Origin of the sequence: Rickettsia peacockii str. Rustic, assembly GCF_000021525.1 — a bacterium.
Taxonomy (GTDB): Bacteria; Pseudomonadota; Alphaproteobacteria; order Rickettsiales; family Rickettsiaceae; genus Rickettsia; species Rickettsia rickettsii.
The window spans coordinates 1,029,019-1,054,277 of record NC_012730.1 but is presented as its reverse complement, the minus strand read 5'-3'; the positions used below and the strand labels follow the sequence as shown (position 1 = coordinate 1,054,277).

Sequence of the window (25,259 nt, the reverse complement as noted above, 5' to 3'; positions counted from 1 at the left end):
TTATTAAAAATATTATTTATGTAATGAATGAAAAAGTATAGAAGCGGCATTTGATACATTAAGACTTTCTACTCTCTGAGAAATAGGGATTTTGGCTAAATAATCACATGTTTCTGCAACTAATCTTCGTATGCCTTTATCTTCTGAGCCAAATACCAATACTGTTTTGTCGGAAATTAATTTATCGGTAAAGTAGTCATTTGCAGAACCTGTTAGACCTATAATCCAAAAGCGGTGTTTTTTAAGATAATTCATACATGAGCGTAAGTTAGTAACTTTAATTATAGGTATTAATTCTAAAGTACCGCAAGCCGCTTTAGCAATGCTGCCGCTTTCATTTGGAGAATTATCTTGAGGTAATATTATAGCATTTATATCAAAAGCAGCGGCACTACGAATAATTGCGCCAATATTTTGTGTGTCTGTTATTTGATCAAGAATCGCAATTTTACATTTTGGATTTGTTATATCTATGTCCTCTAAATTGTAAGAAAAAATTGGTCTAATTTTTGCAGCTATTCCTTGATGTGTTTGGTTTTCCAGTAATTTAGATAAAATATCGTTATTAACAATTTCATAAGCTCTAGTACCTATTAATTTTTTATGTGTCTCAAAAATTTCCCTAGTGCATAAAATATTGTCAATTTGACGTTTTGGATTATTTAGAGCAGAAAAGACAGGATGTTTCCCATACATATAATAACAATGTTTAGAATCAAGTTTTTTATTTTGCATCTTATTGAAAACCGTCAGTAATTTGTTCTTGACAGAAACTACTATTTATTATAGAAAGTTACAACTAAATAAATGTGCAAGCTGCTATTTGTTTATTTGATGATTCGGCAAGAAGTTTTATTAAGTCCTAATACTAATTATATTGTATTTTACAGTGAATTAGTCTATTTAATACAGTAAAGTTCTTTAGGAGGGGTGGCCGAGTGGTCAATGGCAGCAGACTGTAAATCTGCCCGCGTAAGCGTTCGAAGGTTCAAATCCTTCTCCCTCCACCACTTAAATGGTTCAGGGAAGCATATCATTTTATTTAAAAATAAAACATAATTGTGTATATTTATAAATCTGAATAAAATTGATATAGCACTGTTAACAAAGTAACTTTGAAAGTATTTTATTAATAGTGCCACAATGCGGGTGTAGCTCAATGGTAGAGTTCCAGCCTTCCAAGCTGGCTGTGTGGGTTCGATTCCCATCACCCGCTCCAGAGAAATAACTTGTATTAAACCTAAAAAATTGTTAGAGAGTAATAATATGGCAAAAGCAAAATTTGAACGAACTAAACCGCACGTTAATATAGGTACGATCGGTCACGTAGATCACGGTAAAACTTCCTTAACGGCAGCAATAACTATAGTACTTGCTAAGACAGGTGGAGCACAAGCTACAGCGTATGATCAAATTGATGCTGCTCCTGAAGAAAAAGAAAGAGGTATAACTATTTCTACTGCACACGTAGAATATGAGACTAAAAATAGACACTATGCACACGTAGATTGTCCGGGACACGCTGACTATGTAAAGAACATGATAACCGGTGCCGCTCAGATGGACGGTGCAATATTAGTAGTTTCTGCTGCTGATGGTCCTATGCCGCAAACTAGAGAGCATATATTACTAGCAAAACAGGTAGGTGTGCCTGCTATGGTAGTATTTTTAAATAAAATAGATATGGTGGATGATCCTGATCTATTAGAACTAGTAGAGATGGAAGTAAGGGAATTATTATCAAAATATGGTTTCCCGGGTGATGAAATACCTATTATTAAAGGTTCTGCACTTCAAGCTTTAGAAGGAAAGCCTGAAGGTGAAAAAGCTATTAATGAGCTAATGGATGCAGTAGATAGCTATATACCGCAGCCTGTAAGAGCTACGGATAAACCTTTCTTAATGCCAATAGAAGATGTATTCTCTATTTCAGGAAGAGGTACTGTTGTAACTGGTAGAGTAGAGTCAGGAATAATTAAGGTAGGTGAGGAAATTGAAATAGTCGGTCTAAAAGATACGCAAAAAACTACCTGTACCGGTGTAGAAATGTTCAGAAAATTACTTGATGAAGGACAAGCCGGAGATAATGTTGGCATATTACTACGCGGTACAAAAAGAGAAGAAGTTGAAAGAGGACAAGTTCTCGCAAAACCTGGTAGCATAAAACCGCATGATAAGTTTGAAGCTGAAGTATATGTGCTTAGTAAAGAAGAAGGTGGACGTCATACCCCATTTACTAATGACTATCGTCCGCAGTTCTATTTTAGAACAACAGATGTTACCGGTACAATAAAATTGCCTGCTGATAAGCAGATGGTTATGCCTGGAGATAATGCTACTTTTACAGTGGAATTAATTAAACCGATTGCGATGCAGGAAGGGTTGAAATTCTCTATACGTGAAGGTGGTAGAACAGTGGGTGCCGGCGTAGTAACTAAAATAAATAATTAATTGATTTTATAAATACCTATTATTTTTTAATAATAGGTATTTATATTTTAAGATGTAATAGACATTTTTCCGAACCGGCTTATAGAGAAGAATTTGAAGGAGGTAAGGAATGCAGAACCGCAGCGTATATAACGGACGTGAGGATTCGAGTGCCGGATCGACGTACAAATTACCTCTAGAAGTACAGTTTGGAAAGATGTCTAAAAAAACATCTTGCTGTTTAAATATTAGGTTTACTGAATGAAAAATAAAATCAAAATTCGTTTAAAATCATTTGATCACCGTAGTCTTGATCAAGCTACAAAAGAGATAGTTAGTGCTGTTAAAAGAACGTTTGCTAACATTAATGGTCCTATTCCTTTACCTAAAAAAATTGGAAGATTTACCGTAAATAGGTCTCCTCATGTACATAAGAAGTCAAGAGAGCAATTTGAAATTAGAACGCATAAAAGATTATTAGTTATAGATGATCCGAATCCGGCGGTTGTCGATGCTTTAAGTAAAGTTGATTTAGCAGCAGGTGTTGATGTAGTGATTGAATTAGAGAGTGGGGAATAAATGAGAACCGGTATAATTGCTCAAAAAATTGGGATGACTAGTGTTTTTAATGATAAAGGCGAAAGAATTTCTTTAACATTAGTAAAAGTTGATGATTGTCAAGTAGTAGGACATAAAACTCTGGAAAAACATGGATATAATGCTTTGGTTATAGGTGTAAAAGATAAAAAAATATCTAGAGTAACCAAACCTATGAGACAAGTTTTTGCTAATGCTAAAATATCTCCTAAAACTAAATTAAAAGAATTTAGAATTTCTGAAGAGAATTTTATTGATATAGCAGCAAGTCTAGAAGTAGACCATTTTACGGCAGGACAATTTGTGGATATAACGGCAACTACTATAGGTAAAGGATTTGCCGGTAGTATGAAAAGACATAATTTTAGAGGTCTTGAAGCTTCTCACGGTGTTTCGATATCCCATCGTTCGCATGGTTCTACAGGACAAAGACAAGATCCAGGAAAGGTTTTCAAAGGCAAAAAAATGGCCGGTCATATGGGATGTAACCAAGTTACTATTCAAAATTTGAAAATATTTGCCGTTGATAAAGAGCGTAAGCTTATTATGATTCAGGGTAGTATACCCGGTCACAAAAATTCGTATCTTTCAGTAAAAGATGCAATAAAAAAGATTTCAATAACTGTATAATAGATATTTAGACATGTTTGTTGAGGTTAAAGATTATCACATTAACAAAACGCCATGCAATATTATTTATATAAAAGTTTTATATAAGACTGTATAAGGTTACAATAAAGATGAAAACTAAAATATTAAGTCTTGCTAATGAAGAAGTTGGTGAGATTAGCTTAAATGAAGATATATTTGCTGTTGAATTTATCAGAGATGATATAATAAAGCAGGTTATTGATTGGCAGAGAGCTAAGGCAATGTCCGGTAACCACAAAACTAAAACAGTATCAGAAGTATTAGGAACCACAAAAAAACCGTTTAAGCAAAAAGGTACAGGTAATGCAAGACAAGGCTCCCTTAGATCGGTACAGATGCGTGGTGGTGGTGTAGCTCATGGACCTAGAGTACGTAGTCATGCAACGAAATTACCTAAAAAAGTACGAAAACTTGGTTTAATTCATGCTTTATCCGAGAAATGCGCTGAAGGAAAATTATTAGTAATAGATTCTTTAAAGCTAGATAAGCCTAAAACTTCTGTTCTTGTAAATATATTAAACAAATTTCAAGGGAAAAGTTTCTTTGTAATAGACGGAAATGAAGTAGATATTAATTTTTCTTTAGCTGCAAAAAATATTTATAATACTGTGATTGTTCCACAAATAGGAGCCAATGTTTATGATATAATACGACATGAATATGTCCTATTATCACAAGAAGCAGTGAGTGTTTTAGAAGAGAGGTTAAGATGAGTTCTTATAAATACTACGATTTAATTAGAAAACCTATTATTACAGAAAAAACTACAACCCTTTCGGAACAAAATAAATACGCTTTTTATGTAGATAAATTTGCTGAAAAACTTACCATTAAAAAGGCTATAGAAGAAATATTTAAAGTAAAAGTAAAAAAAGTGAATATTTTAAACGTTAAAGGTAAGAAGAAAAGATTTAAAGGAATTATAGGGACTCAAATCAATAGAAAGAAAGCTATTGTTACATTAGAAAAAGACCATAATATCGATTTTGCCGGAGGAATTAAATAAATGGCTTTAAAAAACTTTAATCCAATTACTCCTTCTCTTAGAGAGTTAGTTCAAGTTGATAAAACTAGTTTATGGAAAGGCAGACCTTTAAAATCTTTGACCAAAGGTATATCTAAAACCGGTGGACGAAATAATCAAGGTAAAATTACTTCTTGGCACAGAGGTGGAGGACACAAAAAATTATATCGTATTATTGATTTTAAAAGAAATAAAATTGATGTTTCTGCTATTGTTGAAAGAATAGAGTATGACCCTAATAGAACTGCTTTTATTGCTTTAATAAAATATGAAGATGGGGAATATTCTTATATTCTAGCACCACAAAAATTATCTGTAGGTGATAGAGTAATATCAAGTCAAGATGCTGATATAAAAATAGGAAATTGTTTACCTTTAAAATGCATTCCTATCGGTACTACTTTACATAATGTTGAAATGAAAGTCGGTAAGGGCGGTCAAATTGCAAGGTCTGCAGGTACTTCAGTAGATCTAGTGGGTAAAGATTCAGGATATGCTCAGATTAAATTAAGATCAGGTGAATTTAGGTTAGTACCTTTAGATTGTAAAGCTACTATAGGTAGTATATCTAACCCGGATCAAAAAAATATTAATTTAGGCAAAGCCGGTAGAAATAGATGGCTAGGTTGGAGACCGCATGTTAGAGGTGTAGCAATGAATCCTGTAGATCACCCTCATGGCGGTGGTGAAGGTAAAACTTCAGGAGGTCGCCATCCTGTTACTCCTTGGGGATTCCCAACAAAGGGTAAGAAGACACGTAAAAATAAACGTACTTCAAAATTTATCGTAAAGAAAAGAAAATAGATTTTAAATTAATTAGGTATTAGTATGGCACGTTCAATATGGAAAGGGCCTTTTGTAGACGGTTATTTAATAAAGAAAGTTCAAAAATTAATGGAATCAGGTAAATCTGAAATGATTAAAACTTGGTCTAGAAGATCAACGATTTTACCTATTTTTGTAGGGTTTACCTTTTCTGTGCATAATGGAAATAAATTTATTCCGGTTTCTGTAAATGAAGAAATGGTTGGAAGAAAATTAGGTGAGTTTGCTCCTACTAGAACATTTCACGGTCATGGAGCAGATAAAAAAATCAAAAGAAAATAAAGATTTATATGGTACAGGAAAATAAAAATTTTGCTACGGCACAAGCTAAATCTATTAGAGTAAGTTCAAGGAAGCTCAATTTAGTTGCAGCCTTTATTAGAAATATGAAAGTATCTGAAGCATTGGTACAATTAACTTTTTCTCCTAAAAGAATTGCAAAAGTTGTAAAAGATTGTTTACAATCTGCTGTTGCAAACGCTGAAAATAATTTAGGTCTAGATATAGATAGATTGGTTATTACTAAAGCGATTGTAGGTAAGGCTTTAGTAATGAAAAGAGTTATGCCAAGAGCAAAAGGAAGAGCAACTAGAATAAATAAGTTTTTTAGTAATCTTTATATAACTGTTACAGAAAAAGAGGATAATTAAAATGGGGCAGAAAGTTTGTGCACATGGTTTTAGAGTTGGACCGACTTTAATTAAAGGTTGGGATTCCATATTATATGCAGAAAAACATTATAAAACTCTTTTTATACAAGATTTAAAAATTAGGGATTTAATAAATAAGGGTTTTAATCAAGCCCAAATTAGTAGAGTTTTAATTGAACGCCCTTCTAATAAAAGTATTATAATTAATATTAATGCCAAAAAACCAAATATCATTATCGGTAGAAACGGTAGTGAAATTGATAAGCTAAAAAAAGCTATCGAGAAAATGACTTCTTTAAAAGAAGTTTATATAAATATTCACGAAGTTCGAAAATTTAATATAGATGCTGCTATAGTAGCTCAAACTATAGCACTACAGCTTGAAAAAAGAGTTTCTTTTAGAAAAGCCATGAAAACAGCAATTCAGGCGTCATTTAAACAAGGTGGACAAGGTATCAGGGTTAGTTGTTCAGGACGACTTGGAGGTGCTGAAATTGCTAGAACCGAATGGTATATAGAAGGAAGAATGCCGTTACATACTTTAAGAGCTGATATTGATTATTCAACAGCTGAGGCTATAACTACTTATGGAGTTATAGGGGTTAAAGTGTGGATTTATAAAGGTGAATATACAGAAAATAAAAGATATAATTAATTTTAAGTATTAAAATGTTAGCTCCGAAAAAACAAAAATTTAGAAAAGCTCATAAGGGTAGGGTTGCTTCAACAGCAAAAGCAGGTACGACGCTTGCTTTTGGATCATTTGGTCTAAAATCTATAGATGGTTGGCGTGTTACTGCAAGACAAATAGAAGCAGGAAGAAAAGCTGCTACTAGATGTATGAAAAGGCAAGGAAGATTATGGATTCGCATTTTTCCGGATGTTCCCGTTTCTAAAAAGCCTGCCGAAGTAAGAATGGGTAAAGGTAAAGGTTCTCCTGAATTTTTTGCAGTTAGAGTTTCGCCTGGAAGAATTATGTTTGAAATTGAAGGGGTAGAAGAAAATGTTGCACTTAGAGCTTTGGAGCTTGCAAGTGCAAAATTACCTGTTAGAACAAGGATAGTGAGACGTTATGAATGATTTAAAATTATTAAGAAGTAAGTTATCTACTGAAACAATAGAAGAGCTTTATAAAAACCTTAATCTTTTAAAAAAAGAATTGTTTAATTTAAGATTTCAACAAGCTTTAGGTGATTTAAAAAATACTAGTAGGTTTTCGTTAGTCAAAAAGTCTATAGCACGTATTAAAACTGAATTAACAAAAAGAGCTAATAGTGAGGAATATTAAAATGCCGAAAAGAGTGTTACAAGGCGTGGTTATAAGTTCAAAAGCTGATAAGACGGTTACAGTAAAAGTAGAAAGAAAGTTTAAGCATCCTATTTATAAAAAATTTGTGAAAGTATCTAAAAAATATGCTGCTCATGATTCAGAAAATAAATATCAAGAAGGAGATAAAGTGAGTATAATTGAAAGTCGGCCTATCTCAAAAACCAAAACATGGGTAGTGGTAAATGGGGAATAAAGTTTTTTAATCTTTGACTTTATAAGGTAGATTGTTTATTTTATTTCTCGTGTATAAAAAATTGGAAGTAGTTTATGATTCAAATGCAGAGCATCTTGGAAGTTGCAGATAATTCCGGTGCTAAAAAAGTTATGTGTATTAAAGTTTTAGGTGGCTCTCACCATATGGTGGCAAAGCTGGGTGATGTTATAGTTGTATCTGTTAAAGACGCTATACCCGGCGGTAAGGTTAAAAAGGGTGATGTTTATAAAGGCGTGATTGTTCGTACAAAGACTGGAGTAGTAAGACCTGACGGTAGTACAATAAAATTTGATCAAAACGCATTAGTGCTTTTGAATAAACAAGATGAACCTATCGGTACTAGAGTTTTTGGTCCTGTTACAAGAGAACTTAGAGCGAAAAAATATGTTAGAATAATGTCGCTTGCAGAGGAAGTGTTATAAATGATTAAATTAAAAGTAAAAAAAGGTGATGAAGTTGTTGTTATTACCGGAAAGCACAAAGGAAAAAAAGGTAAAATATTAAAAGTTTTTCCGGAGGACAGTAAAGTAATTGTTTCTGGAGTAAATGTAGTAAAAAAGCATACTAAATCTAATCAAATGAGTGAAGGCGGGATAATAACTAAAGAATTACCTATACATATCTCAAATATTGCACACATCGATCCAAAAACCGGTAACCCTACCAAGGTAGCTTTTAAATTCTTAGAAGACGGTTCTAAGGTTAGAGTAGCAAAGAAATCAGGGGAAATTATTGGTAAGGAAGGTAAATAATGTTAAGATTTAAAGAATTATATCAGCAAAAAATTATTGAAAACTTACAAAAAAATTTTTCTTATAAAAATAAACACGAAATACCGCAAATTAAGAAAATTGTGATAAATATGGGAGTAGGGGAAGCAACAGCCGATTCTAAAGTAATTAATAATGCAGTAAATGATCTTACTTTGATTTCCGGTCAGAAGCCGGTTGTAACGTTAGCAAGAAAATCTATTGCAACTTTTAAGTTACGCGAAAATATGAAAATAGGTTGCAAGGTTACATTACGTAAAGATAGAATGTATGATTTTTTAGAGAGGTTAGTAATTGTTGCATTACCCCGTGTTAAGGAATTTCGCGGTTTTTCTTATAAAAGTTTTGATGGTAAAGGGAATTTTACTTTTGGGTTAAAAGAGCAGATAGTTTTTCCTGAAATTAATTACGATAAAATCGATACAATAAGAGGTATGGATATTACAATCGTTACATCTGCTAAAACAGATCAAGAAAGTAAATTTTTGTTATCAGGGTTTAATTTACCTTTTTATAATTAATTTTTAGGATATATATAATGGCAAAAGTAAGTTCTATAAAAAAGAACGAAAGTAGGAAAAAAAAATCACAAAGTTTACATAATAAACGTTTAGCACTAAAAAGTAAAATTTATGATAAAAATATTTCATTAGAAGAGCGTTTTTCTTTGGTAATGTCACTTGCACAATTACCTAGAAATTCATCATCTACTAGAATAAGAAATAGATGTGAGCTTACAGGTAGACCAAGAGGTGTTACAAGAAAGTTTGGTATATCGAGGAATAAGCTTAGAGAATTAATAGGCAGAGGCTTAGTTCCCGGTGTAGTTAAGTCAAGTTGGTAAAAGTCGATAGGTAAATCATATGTCAATGACGGATAATGTAGCAGATATGTTAACTAGAATTAGAAATGCTTATAAAAGCAAATTGATAAATGTTTCTTTTCCTAGTTCTAAAATTAAAACTTCAATTTTAGATGTTTTGCAAAAAGAAGGTTATATAAAAGATTATATAACTACTCAAAAAAATAATATTAGTTATACTGAGGTAGCTTTAAAATACTCTGTTAATGGCGATGCTTCTATATGCGAAATTCATAGAGTATCAAAGCCTGGAAAAAGAGTATATTCTGCTATTAAAGATTTGAAAGGATATTATAATAATATGGGTATATATATTCTTTCTACTCCTTACGGTGTTATGTCTGATAGAGAAGCTCATATTAAAAATGTCGGCGGCGAAGTAATTTGTAAAGTATTTTAAGGTAAAAAATGTCACGTGTTGGAAAATTGCCAATTGCTATACCTGAAGGTGTAAAAATTGGTTTAAATGATTTAGAAGTAAAAATATCCGGACCTAAAGGCGAATTATCAAAAACTTTTAAAGGTAATATAGCAATTTCATTGGCAGAAAATAAGCTTTTAGTAAAACCTTTAGCCGCAAATAAAAATGTACGTGCTATGTGGGGTACTGCAAGAAGCATAATATCAAATATGGTTACCGGCGTTAAAGAAGGTTTTAAGCTTAAACTCGAAATTAACGGAGTCGGTTACAGGGCGATGGTAAAAGGTAAATATTTAAATTTAATGCTTGCTAAAAGCCATAATACAAAAATTGAGATACCTTCAGATATTAAAATAGAGATGCCTAAGCAAAATATTATTATTCTTGAGGGAACAGATAAAGAAAAATTAGGACAATTTGCTTCAATTATTATAAAACAGAGACCACCTGAGCCTTATAAAGGAAAAGGAATTAAATTTGAAAATCAATTTATACCGCGTAAAGAAGGTAAGAAAAATTAAATTTAAGAGTTAAATATGCGTAGTGCTAAGCTAAAATTTGAAAAAAGAAGAAGTAGAATAAGACATAAAATATCTAAAACATCTCATAGCGTTAGATTATCAATATTTAAGTCAGGTAGACATATATATGCACAAATTATTGATGATTCTAAGTCTATAACGATTGCTGCTGCTTCAACTTTAGATGAGAAAATAAAAAAATTAAAAAAATCTCATTGTAATATTGAAAATGCTATCAAAGTAGGCGAAGAAATAGCAAAAAAAGCTGATTCTGCAGGGATACAAGACGTAGTGTTTGATAGAGGCGGATATAAGTATCACGGTGTTGTAAAAGCGCTAGCTGATGCAGCTAGAGAGAAAATAAAATTTTAGGTTATAAGGTTGTAGTAATGTCTAAAGTTAAAAAAAATGACGAGATTTTAAGTGAAGTTTTAGTTGATGTAAATAGAGTTACAAAAGTAGTAAAAGGCGGTAGAAGCTTTGCTTTTTCTGCTTATGTAGTGGTCGGTGATAAAGCCGGCAGAGTCGGAGCGGGACACGGAAAAGCTAAAGAAGTAAATGAAGCTCGAGGAAAGGCAAAACAAGCCGCTAAAAAGAGAATGATGAAAGTACCGTTATATCAAAATAGGACTATTCACCATGACGTTGTCGGTAAAAGTGGAGCTGCTAAAGTGATTTTAAGAAGAGCTAAAGCAGGTACAGGCGTTATAGCCGGAGGATCTATGAGAGCAATTTTTGACTCTTTAGGCGTTCATGATATTGTTGCTAAATCAATAGGTTCAACGAATGTTTACGCAATGATTTCTGCAACATTTGATGCATTAAATAAACTTGCATCACCAAAATCTATTGCTATGAGAAGAGATAAAAAAGTAAATGAAATATCTGTAAAATCTGCTGACATTCAAGTTAATGAATAATGTTGCATAAGTAAGGTGAAGTTATGAATAATAAGATCAATAATATAAAAATTACTCAAGTTCACAGTGCTATAGGTCGTAAGTATGATCAAAGGTTGATATTAGTTGGGCTTGGTTTAAACAAAATTAATAAGAGCGTTATTCTTGCAAATACTAATTCAATCAAAGGGATGGTTAAAAAAGTAAAGCATTTGTTAAAAATAGAAAATATGTAATTAGAGTTTTTAAATGAAATTAAATGAATTATATAATAATATAGGTGCTAAAAAAAATAAGAAAAGAATAGCACGCGGTATTGGTAGTGGTAAAGGAAAAACCGGCGGTAGAGGAATTAAAGGTCAAAAATCTAGATCCGGCGTTGCAGTAAAAGGTTTTGAAGGTGGTCAAACACCTATGATCAAAAGACTACCTAAAAGAGGGTTTAATTGTATTTCAACTAAAAAATACAATATAATAAATATTTATAATATTGAAGAAGCATTAGCCGATGGGCGTTTAAGTGCTGATGATAATATTACGAAAGAAAAATTGGTAGAAGCCAGAGTAGTGAATAATAAAAATAATAAGAAATTAGTGAAATTATTATCTATTTGTAGTGATGATTTCGCTGCTCCTCTATCATTAAAATTAGATGCTTATTCTTCTAAAGCTAAGGATTTAATAGAGAAAGCAGGTGGAAAATTATTATAGTATATGGGGCAGAATTTTTCTAAAAAATCCGGTAATGATTTAGTTAGTCGCATTGTTTTTACTATTCTCATTCTTATAGTATGTAGATTTGGGTCTTTTATACCTATACCTGGTATAGATTCAATTGCTTTAAGTAGTGTGGCTGCAAAGAATCAATCCGGAATACTCGGAATGTTTAATATGCTATCCGGAGGATCGCTAGGTAGAATGTCCATTTTTGCTTTAGCAATTATGCCGTATATTACTGCCTCAATTATTATCCAATTAATGTCAGTTGCATATAAACCTTTGGAAAATTTAAAAAAAGAAGGGGAAGTCGGCAAAAGAAAAGTAAATCAGCTATCGAGATATTTAACGGTTCTGCTTGCTTCTTTTCAGGCTTATGGAGTTGCTATAAGTTTAGAGTCGATTGTAACAAATACTGGTCCTGTAGTAATCTTAGCGGGTTTTTTCTTTAGAGTTACAACCGTAATTACTTTAGTTGTAGGCACGATGCTATTAATGTGGTTAGGAGAACAAATTACACAGCGCGGAATAGGTAATGGTACGTCTTTAATTATATTTATAGGTATAATTTCAGGAGTACCTAGTGCTATTATTAGTATGTTTGAATTATCAAGAAAAGGAGCATTATCGCCTTTAATAGCGATAGCTGTTTGTATTGGAGTAGTTGTATTAATAGCTATAATTATATTTTTTGAAAGAGCCCAAAGAAAATTATTGGTGCAGTATCCTAAAAGACAAGTAGGAAATAAAATTTATGGAGGTGAAGCAACCCATATGCCTCTCAAGTTAAATACTTCTGGTGTAATACCTCCAATATTTGCTAGTTCAATTTTACTATTTCCTGCTACGCTTGCTAATTTTTCTAATAGTAATTCAGAAACTATGGGTATGCTTACTTATTACTTAGGGCATGGAAAACCTGTATATATTTTATTATATGTAGCATTAATTATGTTTTTTAGTTTTTTTTATACTGCAATAGTATTTAATTCTGAAGAAACTGCTAATAATTTAAGAAAATACGGTGCTTATATTCCAGGTAAAAGACCAGGAAAAAATACGTCTGATTATTTTGATTATATACTTACAAGGCTTACGGTTATAGGTGGGATATATTTAAGTGTAATATGTGTCATTCCGGAGCTATTAATGAATAAATATGTAATCTCTCTTTCTTTAGGAGGTACGAGTTTTTTAATTGTAGTGAACGTGGTACTTGATACTCTGACTCAGATTCAAACTTACTTATTTAGTAGTAAGTATGAAGGTTTAATGAAGAAAATAAAATTAAAAAATTAAAAATGAGCTTAAATAGTGATAGTAATTTTTTTAGGTCCTCCAGGAGCGGGAAAGGGCACACAAGGAAAAAAGATAGCTAAAAAAATTGATTTACCACATATAGCAATCGGTGATATATTTAGAACAATTATTAAAACATCAACTAGTGAAGCAGAGTTAATTAATAATTATGTTAGGCAAGGGGAGCTTATCCCTAATGAAATAGTTAATCAAGTAATCAAAAATTTTTTATTATCCTCTGAATATAAAAACGGCTACATATTAGATGGATATCCGCGTAATTTAGAGCAAGCGAAATTTTTTGAATCATTTATTAAAGAAAAAATTAAAATAATATATTTTGATGTTTCAGGTGAATTATTAATTAAAAGAATTTTAGGAAGATATAGTTGTAAAAATTGCGGTAAAATATATAATAGGTACTTCTTGCAGCCTAAAACTGATAATGTATGTGATGTTTGCGGTTCAAGTACATTTGATTATAGAAAAGACGATAATGAAGAAGTAATAAAAAAAAGAATTGAAGTATATAAAACAGAAACATATCCGTTAATAGATTATTATAAAAATAGTGGTAATTTTTATATAGTTAATGGAAGTAAAAATGAACAAGAAATAGAAATTGATATACAGAAAATACTAAAAATAAATTGACTTTATCAAAGATTTTTATATTATTTTTTAGTTACCAGTAAAATTTTGGAGATTATTTGTGGCAAGAATTGCAAGTGTTAATATTCCTGATAATAAACGTTTAGTTGTGAGTTTAACTTACATTTACGGTCTTGGGCCTACTATGGCAGCAGAGATCTGTAATAAAGCAAAAATATCGAAAGATAAAAAAGTGAAAGAACTGACAGATCAAGAGTTAATAGGCTTACGTAATATTATTGAAAGTGAGTATAAAGTTGAGGGTGATTTAAGACGAGAAGTTACGCTTAATATTAAGAAAAAGAAAGATATAAGATGTTATCAAGGACTTAGACATATACGTAAGTTGCCGGTGAGAGGACAGAACACGCATTCTAATGCTCGAACTAGAAAAGGTAAAGCTATTGCGATAGCCGGAAAGAAAAAAGCTGTAAAATAATAGTTTAAGTATAGAGTATAAATAATGAATCAGACGGTTAAAGTTAAGAAAAAGAAAAAAACTATCACTCTTGGTGTTGTGCATATCCGAGCATCATTTAATAATACTATAGTAACATTTACTGATATCCAAGGTAATACTATTTCTTCTGCATCGGCAGGAGGTAATGGGTTTAAAGGGGCAAGAAAAGCAACACCTTATGCAGCTCAAGTAACAATTGATAGAGCATCGGAAAAAGCAAAAGAATATGGTCTAAAAACTATTTCTATTAGGATTGGAGGACCGGGGGCTCAGCGTGAATCAGCAATGAGAGCTTTATTCGGACAAAATTTTGTGGTTACATCAATTTTAGATGTATCGTCAATTGCTCATAATGGAGTAAGACCGCCAAAAAGAAGAAGAGTATAAGAGAATCATAGGTATTAAATGTTATCGTTAAGTAAAAATTGGAATACTTTAATAAAGCCGAATAAAGTTGCTTATGAAAATTTTCCAGAAACCAATAATAAAGCTAAAATTGTAGTTGAACCTTTAGAAAGAGGTTTTGGTTTAACGCTCGGTAATGCTATGAGAAGAGTATTACTTTCTTCTTTACAAGGAGCAGCTATCACGTCTATAAAGATCCCTGCTATAGAACATGAATTTTCTTCTATACCCGGTGTAAAAGAAGATGTATCGGAAGTGATTTTAAACATTAAAGGTATTGAAGTAAAAATGCATGTTGCAGAAAAACGTATCATGAAATTAAAAGCAACAGGACCTTGTGTTGTAAAGGCCGGTATGATTGAAACAGGTCATGATGTAGAAATACTGAATCCGGATCATGTAATTTGTGATCTAGCTAAGGACAAGCAGCTTGAAATGGAATTAACTTGCAAGGTTGGTAAAGGATATGTACTTAGCACAAATAGTTATGAGGATAATTTACCTATTGGTGAAATAGCTATAGATGCTTTATTTAATCCGGTAAAGAGTGTTACTTATAAGGTAGAAAATACTAGGGTAGGTCAGGTTACCGATTATGATAAATTAATTATGTTTGTAGAAACTAACGGTGATGTATTACCTGAAATGGCTGTAGGTTTAGCTGCACGTATTTTACAGGAGCAATTACAATTATTTATTTCTTTTGAAGAACAGGAAGAAGATAAGCAAGTTAAAACTGATGCTTTACCATTTGCACCTTATTTACTTAAGAGAGTTGATGAATTGGAATTATCGGTTAGATCGGCAAATTGTTTGAAAAATGATAATATAATATATATAGGGGATCTAGTAAAAAGAACGGAATCCGATATGCTAAGAACTCCAAATTTCGGTAGAAAATCTTTAAATGAGATTAAAGAAATATTGGCAAAATTTAATTTAAGATTCGGTATGGATGTACCGGATTGGCCACCGGAAAATATTCAGGAATTATCTAAACGTTATGAAGATTCTTATAATTAAGGGCTAAAAAATGCGACATAAAATTAAAGGCAGAAAGTTAAATGTAACAAGTAGTCATCGGCAAGCAATGCTCGCTAATATGGCTGTAGCACTTGTAACCCATGAACAAATTAAAACTACTTTACCAAAAGCTAAGGAATTAAGACCTTATATTGAAACTCTAATTACTAAAGCTAAAAAAGCTGATTTAATGGTAAGAAGAAGCGTTTTATCAAAAATAAAAGATAAAACAGCAGTAGAAAAGCTTATAAATATTTTAGGTACCAGATATAAAGATAGACCTGGCGGTTATACTAGAATAATAAAAGCCGGATTCCGTTATGGTGATTTAGCACCGATAGCATATATTGAATTTGTAGATAGAGATATTAATGCTAAAGGAAATATACAGCAAGATGCTAATGAAGAAATTAAAAATTAAAATATAAGGGACTCGGTGATGGCTAATCATTCTTCAGCAAAAAAAGCTGCTAGACAAACAGTAAAAAGAACTCTAATCAATAAAAAACGATCTAGTGCAATAAAAACTTTTATAAAGAAAGTTGTACATGAAATCAGTCTTGGTAATAAAGAAAATGCTAACATAGCTTTATCTGTTGCTCAGTCTAAGATAATGCAAGGTGTGAAAAAAAATATAATTAAATTAAATACCGCCTCAAGAAAAATCAGCAGATTATCAAGGCAAATAAAAAGTTTGAAAGTAAATAACACTTTATAGTAATTTAAAAGCAAAAACTAATAAAATTTTGCTAAATTATTTATATACTTCTTATGAATTATAAGTGATGTTATTTTACTAATTAATAAAAAATATGGGCGATTAGCTCAGCTGGTAGAGTATCTCGTTTACACCGAGAGTGTCGGCGGTTCGAGTCCGTCATCGCCCACCAATCAAAAGTTTTTAGTATTTCAACGATCAAACAATGAATGAAGCTTAAACTGTAGAAGACAAGATTTGATCTTACAGACACTATAAATTTTGCACCTGATTGTCAGTTACATTTTGACTGTCAGAGACGTATTCAAGATACAAGATTTCATTATTCTTTTCAACAGCTAATTTTTTACTATCCTTAAAAGTTTGCATAGGAGTTTTTCCATAACAATATTTTCCTGAATGTGGTCGCTCATTATTGAAATGCTCTAACCAAATATCAAGATCTAATTGTAAATCATCAAGATCTGTATAAATCTTTTTCCGCATAGCTGTATCAAAGAATTCTTGTTTCATGGTTTTATTAAAACGCTCACACATACCATTTGTTTGGGGAGAATATGCCTTAGTTGTAGTATGCTCTATACCTTCGATACTTAGAAACAACTCAAAAGCATGATGCTCTATATTCCCCTTATATTCTGACCCACGATCTGTAAGAATACGAAGTATTGGTATCCCTTGGGTCTCGTACCATGGTAACACGCGGTCATTAAGCATATCAGCAGCAGTTAAAGCTGTTTTATCAGTATATAGTTTAGCATCAGCTACCCTAGTATAGCTATCAATAAATACCTGAGAATAAACCTTACCTATACCTTTGAAATTACCTACATAATACGTATCCTGACATCCTAGATAACCTGGATGCTGCGTCTCAGTTTCTCCATGAGCTTCTCTTTCATTACGACGCTCCTCTAGCACTTGTAATTGAGATTCAGTAAGAACAATACCATCCTGAGCCATCTTTGCTTCTAATGCTTTAAGCCTTTTACTGATATTGTTTAAATCATTACGTAACCAAATTGATCGCACTCCTCCAGGCGATACAAGTATACCGCTCTTCTTAAGCTCATTTGATACTCTTAGCTGACCATATGCTGGATATTCTATTGCCATATCCATTACTGCTTTCTCTATCGCTGGATCAACTCTATTCGCTATTATTGGCTTTCTTCGACTAATTTCATATAATGCCTCTTCGCCACCAGTTTCATACAGTGCTTTAAATCTGTAATAACTATCTCTACTATAGCCCATCGCTTTACATGCTGATGATATGCTACCAAGACTCTTAGCTAGTTCTAGTAACCCTATTTTTGGCTTTATTATTTTTTGATTTAAGTTCATTTTTCATCTCCATTTAATAATTAATTTATTTTACTAAATATAAGATATAATCTCAACTTTTACAAATAATGGCTCTTTTTTCAAATTTTATCATAAAATGAGCTGTTAGTCTCTATGAAGATTTCTAAGAAGATTTAATTTTGGTTATTTTTTGCTGCAAATTATAAGGTTTCTTTGAAATAGGAGTAGCTATTCTTTCAAAAATCTTATTAATTTTCGCTAAAAAATACCTCAAAATAGCAAATCAATTAGAAATCTTCGTAGAGCCTAGCGAATTAGAACGATTTTACAATTTAATTGCAGTTTAGCCCAAATTTTATCTGCAGTATATATAGGATAGCCTGTAATTAATCCTAGGCTAATGCAAGCTCTGTCACCAAGAGATAAGCCAAATTGTTCTGTTTCTTTCTTTAAGCGTCCAATTTCTATAGCTTGATCAAAATCTAAGGCTACAATTTTATTTATGGAAGCTGAGATCATTTCTTTACTTTGAATAAAAGATATGTTCAATTTTTTATCTAGTTCAGCTACTACTTCTGCTATATTTACTGTAGACATAATAGATAACGGTAATAATTCTTCGACCTTGTCACTACCAGTTTCTAAGTTAAATAATGCAAGTAAAGCAGATGAATCTAAAATATATTTATTCATTATTAAATTCCTTTCTTCTTGATTCAATTAAAGAGTCAACTAATGATATGTTATCTTTATTTCTAGATTTTACTAATGCTTGAAATTCTTTAATTTTATTTTTTAGAGGAATCAATGTTAATTCTTTATCAAGTATTAGCATTAACTGATCTCCTGAAGCAAGATGTAATTGATCACGAATTTTTGCAGGAATATTTATTCTGCCATTTTCAGATATAGTAACTTTATATTCTAAGTGCATATTTTTAAAACGGTTAAAAATTGAATATATACCAAATATAAAATATTATAATTAAAACTACAATAGTAAAATAAATATAAAAGATTTCTATATTGAAATTATGCTGTAGTTGTTCCTATTTCAAAAAAATCTTATAATTTGTAGACACAAAGAGTAAAAATAGATTAAATTAATTTTCTTTCACACAGCCTAAATAGTTGGTATCATATGCTGTTGCCACAAAAAGAAAATATTATATGTCTAATTCAGCTTTTTTAGTTGCATTTTTTACAACGATTATCCGTTATTATGATTATGCTCTATTCGGTTTATCGGCTAGTATTCTTGCACAAAATTTCTTACCTAATATAGAGCAGGATAAACAACTACTTGTTTTTTTTGCTATTCTTAGTGCAGCCGTTATAGTACGACCTTTAGGGTCCTTAATTTTTGGATTTATCGGAGATAAATACGGGCGTACTAAATCTATCAAGATATCAATGTGCATGAGTAGCATTGCTACCGGATTAATTGCTATTACTCCTTCCTTTGAGATAATAGGTATTTTTGCTACGGTAATACTAACATTATGTCGCATGTTTTTTTTAGCAAGCCTTGCCGGAGAAGTTGACGGAATAAAGGTTTATGTAGCTGAAAAAACAGGAGATAATCAGAAAAATTTAAATATAGGAATAGTTTCATGCTGTAGCCAAATAGGTGCATTACTTGCGGCTATAGCTTATTATTACGCTAGTAATTCCGATATCCAATATTTATGGCGTTTTAATTTCTTTATTGGTGCAATATTTGGTTTATTTGCTATTTTGATGAGAAATTTTTTTAAAGAAAGTAGCGGGTTTTTAAGAACGTCATCAAAAAGTACCTTGCGGCAAATTATATGGAATAATAAACTATCCGTTATAATAGCATTACTAATAAACGGTGCTATTGGAGGAGTGTATCACTTTTTAGTAATTTTCTTAGGAGTTTTTTTAACAAAAATAGCTCTTATAAATCATCCTGAAATAAGATTTATGAATATAGCTCTTACTACTACCTATGGAATATCAGCTGTTTTTGCAGGGCTGTTTGCCGATAAAATAAACCCTTTAAGACAGATTACATGGGCTTTATTTGTCAGCATTATTGTTGCTTTAGGAATGCAAATAATGTTATACAAACAAATATTTAATATTCTCTGTCCCGTTATATTAATAGGACTTGCAGCATTTTATGCAGTACCGCTACAAATTATTGTTCAATCCTTATTTAAGACTAATGTTAAAATGAGGCTTTATAGTCTATCACATTCTTTTGGAGGTATTATGCTATCCTCAACTACTCCTTTCTTTAGTATGTTGTTATGGCAAAATTTTAAGTCGCTATCTCTCACTTTAAGCTTTTTCATATTTTTGCTTATAATATTAATGAGTACAGTGTTGGTTTTACGTAGGATGTCATCCTCACAACAGTAAAGTCTTGTTGCATGGCTCGTTTATGTCATCCCCGCGAAAGCGGGGATCTAGCAAAATAACTTCAATATTGATATATTTGACAAAATAAACACATAAAAAACTTGTTTTTTTATGTGTTTTACTGGAGTCCCGCCTCCGCGGAAATGACATAAACGAGCCATGCAACAAGACCCAAAAACAAGAATAACATCAATTGCCTTATATATTTCTTCCGTCTTTACTGCAACCTGTAGGTTTTATGCTAGGACTACTTGAAGATTTGGAGCTTTGCTGTGCTTGTGTCCCAATTTGCTTCGCTTCTTTTGCTAAGTTTTCAAAGTTGTCTTTTAAGTTTTTTGTATTGTAGAAGTCAAGATTTGATCTTACAGACACTATAAATTTTGCACCTGATTGTCAGTTACATTTTGACTGTCAGAGACGTATTCAAGATACAAGATTTCATTATTCTTTTCAACAGCTAATTTTTTACTATCCTTAAAAGTTTGCATAGGAGTTTTTCCATAACAATATTTTCCTGAATGTGGTCGCTCATTATTGAAATGCTCTAACCAAATATCAAGATCTAATTGTAAATCATCAAGATCTGTATAAATCTTTTTCCGCATAGCTGTATCAAAGAATTCTTGTTTCATGGTTTTATTAAAACGCTCACACATACCATTTGTTTGGGGAGAATATGCCTTAGTTGTAGTATGCTCTATACCTTCGATACTTAGAAACAACTCAAAAGCATGATGCTCTATATTCCCCTTATATTCTGACCCACGATCTGTAAGAATACGAAGTATTGGTATCCCTTGGGTCTCGTACCATGGTAACACGCGGTCATTAAGCATATCAGCAGCAGTTAAAGCTGTTTTATCAGTATATAGTTTAGCATCAGCTACCCTAGTATAGCTATCAATAAATACCTGAGAATAAACCTTACCTATACCTTTGAAATTACCTACATAATACGTATCCTGACATCCTAGATAACCTGGATGCTGCGTCTCAGTTTCTCCATGAGCTTCTCTTTCATTACGACGCTCCTCTAGCACTTGTAATTGAGATTCAGTAAGAACAATACCATCCTGAGCCATCTTTGCTTCTAATGCTTTAAGCCTTTTACTGATATTGTTTAAATCATTACGTAACCAAATTGATCGCACTCCTCCAGGCGATACAAGTATACCGCTCTTCTTAAGCTCATTTGATACTCTTAGCTGACCATATGCTGGATATTCTATTGCCATATCCATTACTGCTTTCTCTATCGCTGGATCAACTCTATTCGCTATTATTGGCTTTCTTCGACTAATTTCATATAATGCCTCTTCGCCACCAGTTTCATACAGTGCTTTAAATCTGTAATAACTATCTCTACTATAGCCCATCGCTTTACATGCTGATGATATGCTACCAAGACTCTTAGCTAGTTCTAGTAACCCTATTTTTGGCTTTATTATTTTTTGATTTAAGTTCATTTTTCATCTCCATTTAATAATTAATTTATTTTACTAAATGTAAGATATAATCTCAACTATTACAAAACTCCTAAGATTTGAGTTTGATCATCATTATTATTATAATCAAGGCTATAAAACTGCTCTTCTTGTTCTTCACTAGTGGAAGTATGATAATTAAATAATTCTTCATAAGCTTCATTTATTTCAGCATATTTCTGTATTTCTTTTGAAAGTTCTACTACTTTATTTTGCATCGCTTTTTCTGTACCATGCCATAACTTACTTGTCAAATTTGGCTTGTATTCTGCTAATTGCTTATTTTTGTAACTTTCTCTCTTTGCAACAGTTCCTAAACTTAAAGCTTTTTCAATATCTTCACTTGAATAGCCATTTTGTATTAGCTGCTGAATAATACAAGCATGTAAAGGAAGAATACTAGTATCTAGAGCTAATTTATTTGTATATTGTCCTTTCACGCCAGGTATTGCCTGATATAACGCACGATCTGTTGATTCTACTATTTCATAGCCACCATTATGTTTGTAACCAACGCCGTCTCCCGTTAAACTTAAGGTTGGTACGCGAGTTATTGCATTAGATATTATCTTAGCGTTTGTTCCTTCAATATATTTACCGGTAAATTTATCTATACCGTTTTTATCTATAGCACTTTGCGGCGGATATTATTCCGGCGGGAAATCCATCTTCTAATATAGGTACGATGAATGATTGAAGATATAATCACAACCATTATCTTCCACAAGATAATGACAATATTATTATCGCATAAAATAACCATATGGTTAATTTTGCCCAAAATATTAATATTAATGATATTAATCTTTATGGTTTTAATGGGGTATTTACTATTATTGAAGGCAATCCAACTACAATAGTTAGTATTAACAATATAACTAACGTTGACAATCTGCAAACTCAAAGGGCAGTTCAAAATGCTTTAGTAGCACCTCTTGCATATGGCGCCAATAATAATGCAAAAGCAAAGCTAAAACTTATAAGCGGTAATGGAACAGGTTCTGAGCTAACCATTACCGGTAATGATATTAGTGCCGTTGAATCTATTGAGCTTGTATTTAAAGAAAAAGTTGATATGAAACATCGCAACGGCAGTGTAATAGATACAGGGAATTTAGAGTTTATAAGTTTTGGGAAGGTAAGGGTTAATAAAGGTTTTACCGGTAATATTACTACTACTAAAACTATGAGAGGAGAGGTAACTTTCGTAAAGATTCCTGATATTTATGAAATCGGCTCACAAACCAAACAAGTTTCTAAAGTGATGTTTGAAGGTAATCATGAACACAAATTGCATAATGATATTCATTATAGACAAACTAATTTTGATTCGGGAACTTATAATATTCGCACTCAGGACATTACAATTAACGGTAATGCTAACGTTAATGGTGCGACATTCGATCTTAGACGTAACGTAATTCTTATCGGTGATGTAGTACTTGAAGGTAATATTACTTTTAGGAGAAAGCGGTATAGTTTTTCAAAATCTCCCTACGGCATTCGGTACAAATATTGTGATTAATATTAATAGGGTTCACACGGCGAATGATGTAGCCGCCCTATCAATTTTGAGGATGAGTAATGGAGATGGATTTGTTCCTAATGGATATACTTATACTGCAGCAAACCGGTACAGGTGTGAATAATATGTATGTCGCTGGTAAGTCCGGTAACTTAACTACAGGGATTGCAGGCATAAAATTAACCGCTCCTAAGAGATTATCAAACGATACTCAAATAGTACCGGAACTACATGCTTCTGTAGAAAATAGCTTTAGCAATAAGCAACCTAAGGTGAAAGCTAGATTTATTTGGGCAGATAATTACTTTGAGAACACTACAAGTAGCAGCACACCGAAAGTCGGCTATAATGTAGGTGCAAGTTTACTTACCGCTAATAAGAATATTGAGCTATTTGCAACGTATAACTGTAATTTACGCAGCAAATATACTAGCCACCAAAGGTTCATAAAGTTAAAGATATTGTTCTAAAAATATCATTCCTGTGCGGGATACCAAATCGTCATTGCGAGCAGCCGTAGGCTGCGTGGCAATCTCATGAAATAATAACAAACTCCTGAGATTGCTTCGTCAAATTACTTTGTAATTTTCCTTGCAATGACGAAAAAACAATATCCACGCAGCAATGCCTCATCGCCTTGTGAATTCCTTGCTCTTTTTGAAGTTAATCTTTGTCTACCATTCTTCATTTCACATCAGTATACTCATAATTCCCTAACCGGTTTTAGTACTAACTTTTTGTTACTAAAGATATTGATTTTAGAAAAGAAATTACTTTTTGGCTTTTTAAAATCACGTTGATAATTTTCACCGGTGATAGCATTATAGCTAGTAATTAAAGAAGGTATAACCTCGTTATAATATATTTTATAAAGGTCATGCATAGTTTCTTTGGTAGTTAAATATCCCCATTTTACGGTTTGTTGCGGTACTCTTGCTAAGGCTTCAATGCAGGCTATCGCTTCTTCAATTTCAGGGTTTTTATTTTTATACACGTCAGCTGCCGGTGATAAATTAGCTTGCATATCTTTAAACATAGCATCAATCATTAATGCCATATATTCATCGGTTTTAAATTTTCTTACAAATATTAGATTATTCCTACTGCTATAATTTAAAAGCCGAAATTTATATATAAAAATCATGAATTTTATAGCATAAACTTTTAAGCCGCTAACTTTATTTGCATTATAAAATTTAAGTTTCGTTTCATAATCTAATTGCTTTTTCATACCTGCTTTAAGGAGCTTACTCAGCAAATTATGACAATGTATTATGTCATTTTTTCTAGCAATTCGTACTTTATCGGTAGCTTTAGTACCGGAAAAATTAGCCGAATGGCGAGTTATTTGCCTGCCTTTATCATCTCTCTTTATATCGGCAAAATGCCCAAGCTCTTGGGCTGCGATAATCTGAAGTCTTGCTGCCGCAGCAAAGCCGTTGCCGTAAGTCGGATGATCTTTATTGTTTTCAGCAAAAGGATTACCGCCGCATGAAACAAAAATAGCTACGTCCTTGCCGTTAGTGCTTTGCATACCGCTATTACCGCCTACTCGTTGCCAGCTAACCATATCCATCATATCGCCGATATTATGTGAGTAGGTAAGAAATACTTCCGTCTTATTAAGAAGAAGCCACCTTATTACGATCGGATGAGCCGACTGAACAAAAATACGTGCTAGCATTTCGGTTACTTCTTTCTTAACCGGCTGTAGCTTTTGTATTTGCTTTTTTAAATTATCGAAAATTGATTTTATTTTTTGATCTGAAGCGGAATTTCTGTATAAATTTTGAAAAAGCTTGGTAGTTTCAGGGATTAAATGCGGGCTTGTTAGCTCTTCTTGACTAACCATTAAGCTTATATTAAGAGCAGGTTCGGTAAACCTTGCAAAATTGCAGCAATCATCGGTATCTATCCGTAATTTACCGGACTTAATTAATTGCATAGCCAAATGCTCATACTCTATTTCCATGTCCTGCTTATAAATAGCAGGAACACGGTCAAGAATGTGATATATGCTAGTCATTTTAAAAATTTAGTGGTTATTTTCTACATTACTTGTTGGTAGTACATCATCATTTTCGTCT

Annotated in this window: 38 protein-coding genes, 3 tRNA genes and 3 pseudogenes; 36 read left to right on the top strand and 8 right to left on the bottom strand. The window is 32.2% G+C overall.

The features are described from left to right. Nucleotides 1–12 precede the first annotated feature (12 nt). On the bottom strand, nucleotides 13–735 hold the full coding sequence (rlmB, locus tag RPR_RS06310) for a 23S rRNA (guanosine(2251)-2'-O)-methyltransferase RlmB (protein ID WP_012736949.1): 723 nt from the start codon (nucleotides 733–735) through the stop codon (nucleotides 13–15). A 189-nt stretch (nucleotides 736–924) separates the two neighbouring features. Between rlmB and RPR_RS06305 the strand changes: the two genes are divergently transcribed. From RPR_RS06305 to RPR_RS06145, 33 genes and pseudogenes are all read left to right on the top strand, one after another. Then, nucleotides 925–1,010, top strand: a tRNA-Tyr gene (locus RPR_RS06305). 135 nt (nucleotides 1,011–1,145) lie between these two features. Then, nucleotides 1,146–1,219 (top strand) — tRNA-Gly (locus RPR_RS06300). 47 nt (nucleotides 1,220–1,266) lie between these two features. Next, entirely contained in the window at nucleotides 1,267–2,451 is a 1,185-nt protein-coding gene (tuf, locus tag RPR_RS06295) for an elongation factor Tu (protein WP_004997779.1), read from the top strand. Nucleotides 2,452–2,495: 44 nt separating this feature from the next. Further along, nucleotides 2,496–2,674 (top strand): annotated as a pseudogene (locus RPR_RS09235) (palindromic element RPE1 domain-containing protein); the annotation flags it as partial. A gap of 17 nt (nucleotides 2,675–2,691) precedes the next feature. Beyond that, nucleotides 2,692–3,009: a 30S ribosomal protein S10 gene (gene rpsJ / locus RPR_RS06285; protein WP_012736947.1), complete on the top strand. Its 318-nt coding sequence runs from the start codon at nucleotides 2,692–2,694 to the stop codon at nucleotides 3,007–3,009. Continuing rightward, nucleotides 3,010–3,657 (top strand): 50S ribosomal protein L3, encoded by a 648-nt coding sequence (gene rplC, locus RPR_RS06280; protein ID WP_012151152.1) that lies wholly within the window; start codon nucleotides 3,010–3,012, stop codon nucleotides 3,655–3,657. Between the two features lie 110 nt (nucleotides 3,658–3,767). Then, nucleotides 3,768–4,391 (top strand): 50S ribosomal protein L4, encoded by a 624-nt coding sequence (rplD, locus tag RPR_RS06275; RefSeq protein ID WP_012736946.1) that lies wholly within the window; start codon nucleotides 3,768–3,770, stop codon nucleotides 4,389–4,391. Beyond that, nucleotides 4,388–4,684, top strand: a complete 297-nt coding sequence (rplW, locus tag RPR_RS06270) for a 50S ribosomal protein L23 (RefSeq protein WP_012736945.1) — start codon at nucleotides 4,388–4,390, stop codon at nucleotides 4,682–4,684. Before rplD ends, rplW begins: the two co-directional genes overlap by 4 nt. After that, complete coding sequence (gene rplB / locus RPR_RS06265; protein ID WP_012736944.1) at nucleotides 4,685–5,506, top strand: 50S ribosomal protein L2; 822 nt, start codon at nucleotides 4,685–4,687, stop codon at nucleotides 5,504–5,506. A 24-nt stretch (nucleotides 5,507–5,530) separates the two neighbouring features. Further along, entirely contained in the window at nucleotides 5,531–5,809 is a 279-nt protein-coding gene (gene rpsS / locus RPR_RS06260) for a 30S ribosomal protein S19 (RefSeq protein WP_004997794.1), read from the top strand. Nucleotides 5,810–5,817: 8 nt separating this feature from the next. Beyond that, the gene (gene rplV, locus RPR_RS06255; RefSeq protein WP_012736943.1) at nucleotides 5,818–6,177 is read left to right on the top strand and encodes a 50S ribosomal protein L22; all 360 of its coding nucleotides are present in this window, start codon (nucleotides 5,818–5,820) and stop codon (nucleotides 6,175–6,177) included. Between the two features lies 1 nt (nucleotide 6,178). Then, nucleotides 6,179–6,832 carry a 30S ribosomal protein S3 gene (rpsC, locus tag RPR_RS06250; protein ID WP_010977584.1) on the top strand — a complete coding sequence of 218 codons (654 nt, stop codon included), beginning with the start codon at nucleotides 6,179–6,181 and terminating at the stop codon, nucleotides 6,830–6,832. A gap of 14 nt (nucleotides 6,833–6,846) precedes the next feature. Next, nucleotides 6,847–7,257, top strand: a complete 411-nt coding sequence (rplP, locus tag RPR_RS06245; protein WP_004997806.1) for a 50S ribosomal protein L16 — start codon at nucleotides 6,847–6,849, stop codon at nucleotides 7,255–7,257. Continuing rightward, nucleotides 7,250–7,465 carry a 50S ribosomal protein L29 gene (rpmC, locus tag RPR_RS06240; protein WP_004997809.1) on the top strand — a complete coding sequence of 72 codons (216 nt, stop codon included), beginning with the start codon at nucleotides 7,250–7,252 and terminating at the stop codon, nucleotides 7,463–7,465. Before rplP ends, rpmC begins: the two co-directional genes overlap by 8 nt. 1 nt (nucleotide 7,466) lies before the next feature. Beyond that, complete coding sequence (rpsQ, locus tag RPR_RS06235) at nucleotides 7,467–7,700, top strand: 30S ribosomal protein S17 (protein ID WP_004997812.1); 234 nt, start codon at nucleotides 7,467–7,469, stop codon at nucleotides 7,698–7,700. Between the two features lie 74 nt (nucleotides 7,701–7,774). Then, the gene (gene rplN / locus RPR_RS06230) at nucleotides 7,775–8,143 is read left to right on the top strand and encodes a 50S ribosomal protein L14 (RefSeq protein ID WP_004997813.1); all 369 of its coding nucleotides are present in this window, start codon (nucleotides 7,775–7,777) and stop codon (nucleotides 8,141–8,143) included. Then, on the top strand, nucleotides 8,144–8,473 hold the full coding sequence (gene rplX, locus RPR_RS06225) for a 50S ribosomal protein L24 (protein WP_004997814.1): 330 nt from the start codon (nucleotides 8,144–8,146) through the stop codon (nucleotides 8,471–8,473). It begins immediately after the preceding gene. After that, the gene (gene rplE, locus RPR_RS06220) at nucleotides 8,473–9,012 is read left to right on the top strand and encodes a 50S ribosomal protein L5 (protein ID WP_012736942.1); all 540 of its coding nucleotides are present in this window, start codon (nucleotides 8,473–8,475) and stop codon (nucleotides 9,010–9,012) included. Before rplX ends, rplE begins: the two co-directional genes overlap by 1 nt. A 17-nt stretch (nucleotides 9,013–9,029) precedes the next feature. Next, on the top strand, nucleotides 9,030–9,335 hold the full coding sequence (gene rpsN / locus RPR_RS06215; protein ID WP_008580947.1) for a 30S ribosomal protein S14: 306 nt from the start codon (nucleotides 9,030–9,032) through the stop codon (nucleotides 9,333–9,335). A 19-nt stretch (nucleotides 9,336–9,354) separates the two neighbouring features. Beyond that, the gene (rpsH, locus tag RPR_RS06210) at nucleotides 9,355–9,753 is read left to right on the top strand and encodes a 30S ribosomal protein S8 (RefSeq protein ID WP_010977581.1); all 399 of its coding nucleotides are present in this window, start codon (nucleotides 9,355–9,357) and stop codon (nucleotides 9,751–9,753) included. Between the two features lie 8 nt (nucleotides 9,754–9,761). After that, entirely contained in the window at nucleotides 9,762–10,295 is a 534-nt protein-coding gene (gene rplF, locus RPR_RS06205) for a 50S ribosomal protein L6 (RefSeq protein WP_012736941.1), read from the top strand. A gap of 15 nt (nucleotides 10,296–10,310) precedes the next feature. Next, a complete protein-coding gene (gene rplR, locus RPR_RS06200) occupies nucleotides 10,311–10,667 on the top strand; it encodes a 50S ribosomal protein L18 (RefSeq protein ID WP_012736940.1) in 357 nt (118 codons plus the stop codon). Nucleotides 10,668–10,684: 17 nt separating this feature from the next. Beyond that, the gene (gene rpsE / locus RPR_RS06195) at nucleotides 10,685–11,215 is read left to right on the top strand and encodes a 30S ribosomal protein S5 (protein ID WP_012736939.1); all 531 of its coding nucleotides are present in this window, start codon (nucleotides 10,685–10,687) and stop codon (nucleotides 11,213–11,215) included. A gap of 23 nt (nucleotides 11,216–11,238) precedes the next feature. Further along, entirely contained in the window at nucleotides 11,239–11,430 is a 192-nt protein-coding gene (rpmD, locus tag RPR_RS06190) for a 50S ribosomal protein L30 (RefSeq protein WP_012151139.1), read from the top strand. A gap of 13 nt (nucleotides 11,431–11,443) precedes the next feature. Then, nucleotides 11,444–11,905 (top strand): 50S ribosomal protein L15, encoded by a 462-nt coding sequence (gene rplO / locus RPR_RS06185; RefSeq protein ID WP_012736938.1) that lies wholly within the window; start codon nucleotides 11,444–11,446, stop codon nucleotides 11,903–11,905. Between the two features lie 3 nt (nucleotides 11,906–11,908). Then, a complete protein-coding gene (gene secY / locus RPR_RS06180; protein ID WP_012736937.1) occupies nucleotides 11,909–13,210 on the top strand; it encodes a preprotein translocase subunit SecY in 1,302 nt (433 codons plus the stop codon). Between the two features lie 15 nt (nucleotides 13,211–13,225). Then, entirely contained in the window at nucleotides 13,226–13,864 is a 639-nt protein-coding gene (locus RPR_RS06175; protein WP_012736936.1) for an adenylate kinase, read from the top strand. Between the two features lie 58 nt (nucleotides 13,865–13,922). Beyond that, nucleotides 13,923–14,300 (top strand): 30S ribosomal protein S13, encoded by a 378-nt coding sequence (rpsM, locus tag RPR_RS06170; RefSeq protein ID WP_004997837.1) that lies wholly within the window; start codon nucleotides 13,923–13,925, stop codon nucleotides 14,298–14,300. A gap of 24 nt (nucleotides 14,301–14,324) precedes the next feature. Continuing rightward, nucleotides 14,325–14,708: a 30S ribosomal protein S11 gene (rpsK, locus tag RPR_RS06165; RefSeq protein WP_008580920.1), complete on the top strand. Its 384-nt coding sequence runs from the start codon at nucleotides 14,325–14,327 to the stop codon at nucleotides 14,706–14,708. A gap of 18 nt (nucleotides 14,709–14,726) precedes the next feature. Beyond that, entirely contained in the window at nucleotides 14,727–15,749 is a 1,023-nt protein-coding gene (locus RPR_RS06160) for a DNA-directed RNA polymerase subunit alpha (protein ID WP_012736935.1), read from the top strand. A gap of 10 nt (nucleotides 15,750–15,759) precedes the next feature. Then, nucleotides 15,760–16,170 (top strand): 50S ribosomal protein L17, encoded by a 411-nt coding sequence (gene rplQ / locus RPR_RS06155; RefSeq protein ID WP_004997844.1) that lies wholly within the window; start codon nucleotides 15,760–15,762, stop codon nucleotides 16,168–16,170. Between the two features lie 18 nt (nucleotides 16,171–16,188). Then, on the top strand, nucleotides 16,189–16,467 hold the full coding sequence (rpsT, locus tag RPR_RS06150) for a 30S ribosomal protein S20 (RefSeq protein ID WP_004997845.1): 279 nt from the start codon (nucleotides 16,189–16,191) through the stop codon (nucleotides 16,465–16,467). 96 nt (nucleotides 16,468–16,563) lie between these two features. Next, nucleotides 16,564–16,639 (top strand) — tRNA-Val (locus tag RPR_RS06145). Nucleotides 16,640–16,719: 80 nt separating this feature from the next. Here the strand turns inward: RPR_RS06145 and RPR_RS06140 are convergent. The 3 genes from RPR_RS06140 to RPR_RS06130 form a co-directional block, all read right to left on the bottom strand. After that, the gene (locus RPR_RS06140; RefSeq protein ID WP_012736375.1) at nucleotides 16,720–17,814 is read right to left on the bottom strand and encodes an IS481-like element ISRpe1 family transposase; all 1,095 of its coding nucleotides are present in this window, start codon (nucleotides 17,812–17,814) and stop codon (nucleotides 16,720–16,722) included. A gap of 267 nt (nucleotides 17,815–18,081) precedes the next feature. After that, the gene (locus RPR_RS06135; protein ID WP_012150708.1) at nucleotides 18,082–18,468 is read right to left on the bottom strand and encodes a type II toxin-antitoxin system VapC family toxin; all 387 of its coding nucleotides are present in this window, start codon (nucleotides 18,466–18,468) and stop codon (nucleotides 18,082–18,084) included. Next, on the bottom strand, nucleotides 18,461–18,709 hold the full coding sequence (locus RPR_RS06130) for an AbrB/MazE/SpoVT family DNA-binding domain-containing protein (RefSeq protein ID WP_010977150.1): 249 nt from the start codon (nucleotides 18,707–18,709) through the stop codon (nucleotides 18,461–18,463). Before RPR_RS06130 ends, RPR_RS06135 begins: the two co-directional genes overlap by 8 nt. Nucleotides 18,710–18,945: 236 nt before the next feature. On the opposite strand from RPR_RS06130, the gene RPR_RS06125 reads away from it, so the two are divergent. Further along, nucleotides 18,946–20,163 (top strand): MFS transporter, encoded by a 1,218-nt coding sequence (locus RPR_RS06125; protein ID WP_012736934.1) that lies wholly within the window; start codon nucleotides 18,946–18,948, stop codon nucleotides 20,161–20,163. A 198-nt stretch (nucleotides 20,164–20,361) separates the two neighbouring features. Here RPR_RS06125 and RPR_RS09230 read toward each other — a convergent pair whose 3' ends face one another. The 3 genes and pseudogenes from RPR_RS09230 to RPR_RS06115 form a co-directional block, all read right to left on the bottom strand. Next, nucleotides 20,362–20,535 carry a hypothetical protein gene (locus RPR_RS09230; RefSeq protein WP_228368831.1) on the bottom strand — a complete coding sequence of 58 codons (174 nt, stop codon included), beginning with the start codon at nucleotides 20,533–20,535 and terminating at the stop codon, nucleotides 20,362–20,364. Further along, nucleotides 20,535–21,629: an IS481-like element ISRpe1 family transposase gene (locus tag RPR_RS06120; protein ID WP_012736375.1), complete on the bottom strand. Its 1,095-nt coding sequence runs from the start codon at nucleotides 21,627–21,629 to the stop codon at nucleotides 20,535–20,537. The genes RPR_RS09230 and RPR_RS06120 overlap by 1 nt, the downstream gene beginning before the upstream one ends. A gap of 59 nt (nucleotides 21,630–21,688) precedes the next feature. After that, nucleotides 21,689–22,282 (bottom strand): annotated as a pseudogene (locus RPR_RS06115) (hypothetical protein); the annotation flags it as partial. A gap of 128 nt (nucleotides 22,283–22,410) precedes the next feature. On the opposite strand from RPR_RS06115, the pseudogene RPR_RS06110 reads away from it, so the two are divergent. Together RPR_RS06110 and RPR_RS06105 are read left to right on the top strand one after the other, a co-directional pair. Next, nucleotides 22,411–23,296: pseudogene (locus RPR_RS06110) on the top strand (hypothetical protein). After that, the gene (locus RPR_RS06105) at nucleotides 23,253–23,642 is read left to right on the top strand and encodes an autotransporter domain-containing protein (RefSeq protein WP_187145784.1); all 390 of its coding nucleotides are present in this window, start codon (nucleotides 23,253–23,255) and stop codon (nucleotides 23,640–23,642) included. Before RPR_RS06110 ends, RPR_RS06105 begins: the two are co-directional and overlap by 44 nt. Before the next feature lie 233 nt (nucleotides 23,643–23,875). On the opposite strand, the gene RPR_RS06100 is transcribed toward RPR_RS06105, so the two are convergent. Continuing rightward, nucleotides 23,876–25,198: a DUF2748 family protein gene (locus tag RPR_RS06100; protein WP_012736933.1), complete on the bottom strand. Its 1,323-nt coding sequence runs from the start codon at nucleotides 25,196–25,198 to the stop codon at nucleotides 23,876–23,878. Nucleotides 25,199–25,259: the final 61 nt, after the last annotated feature.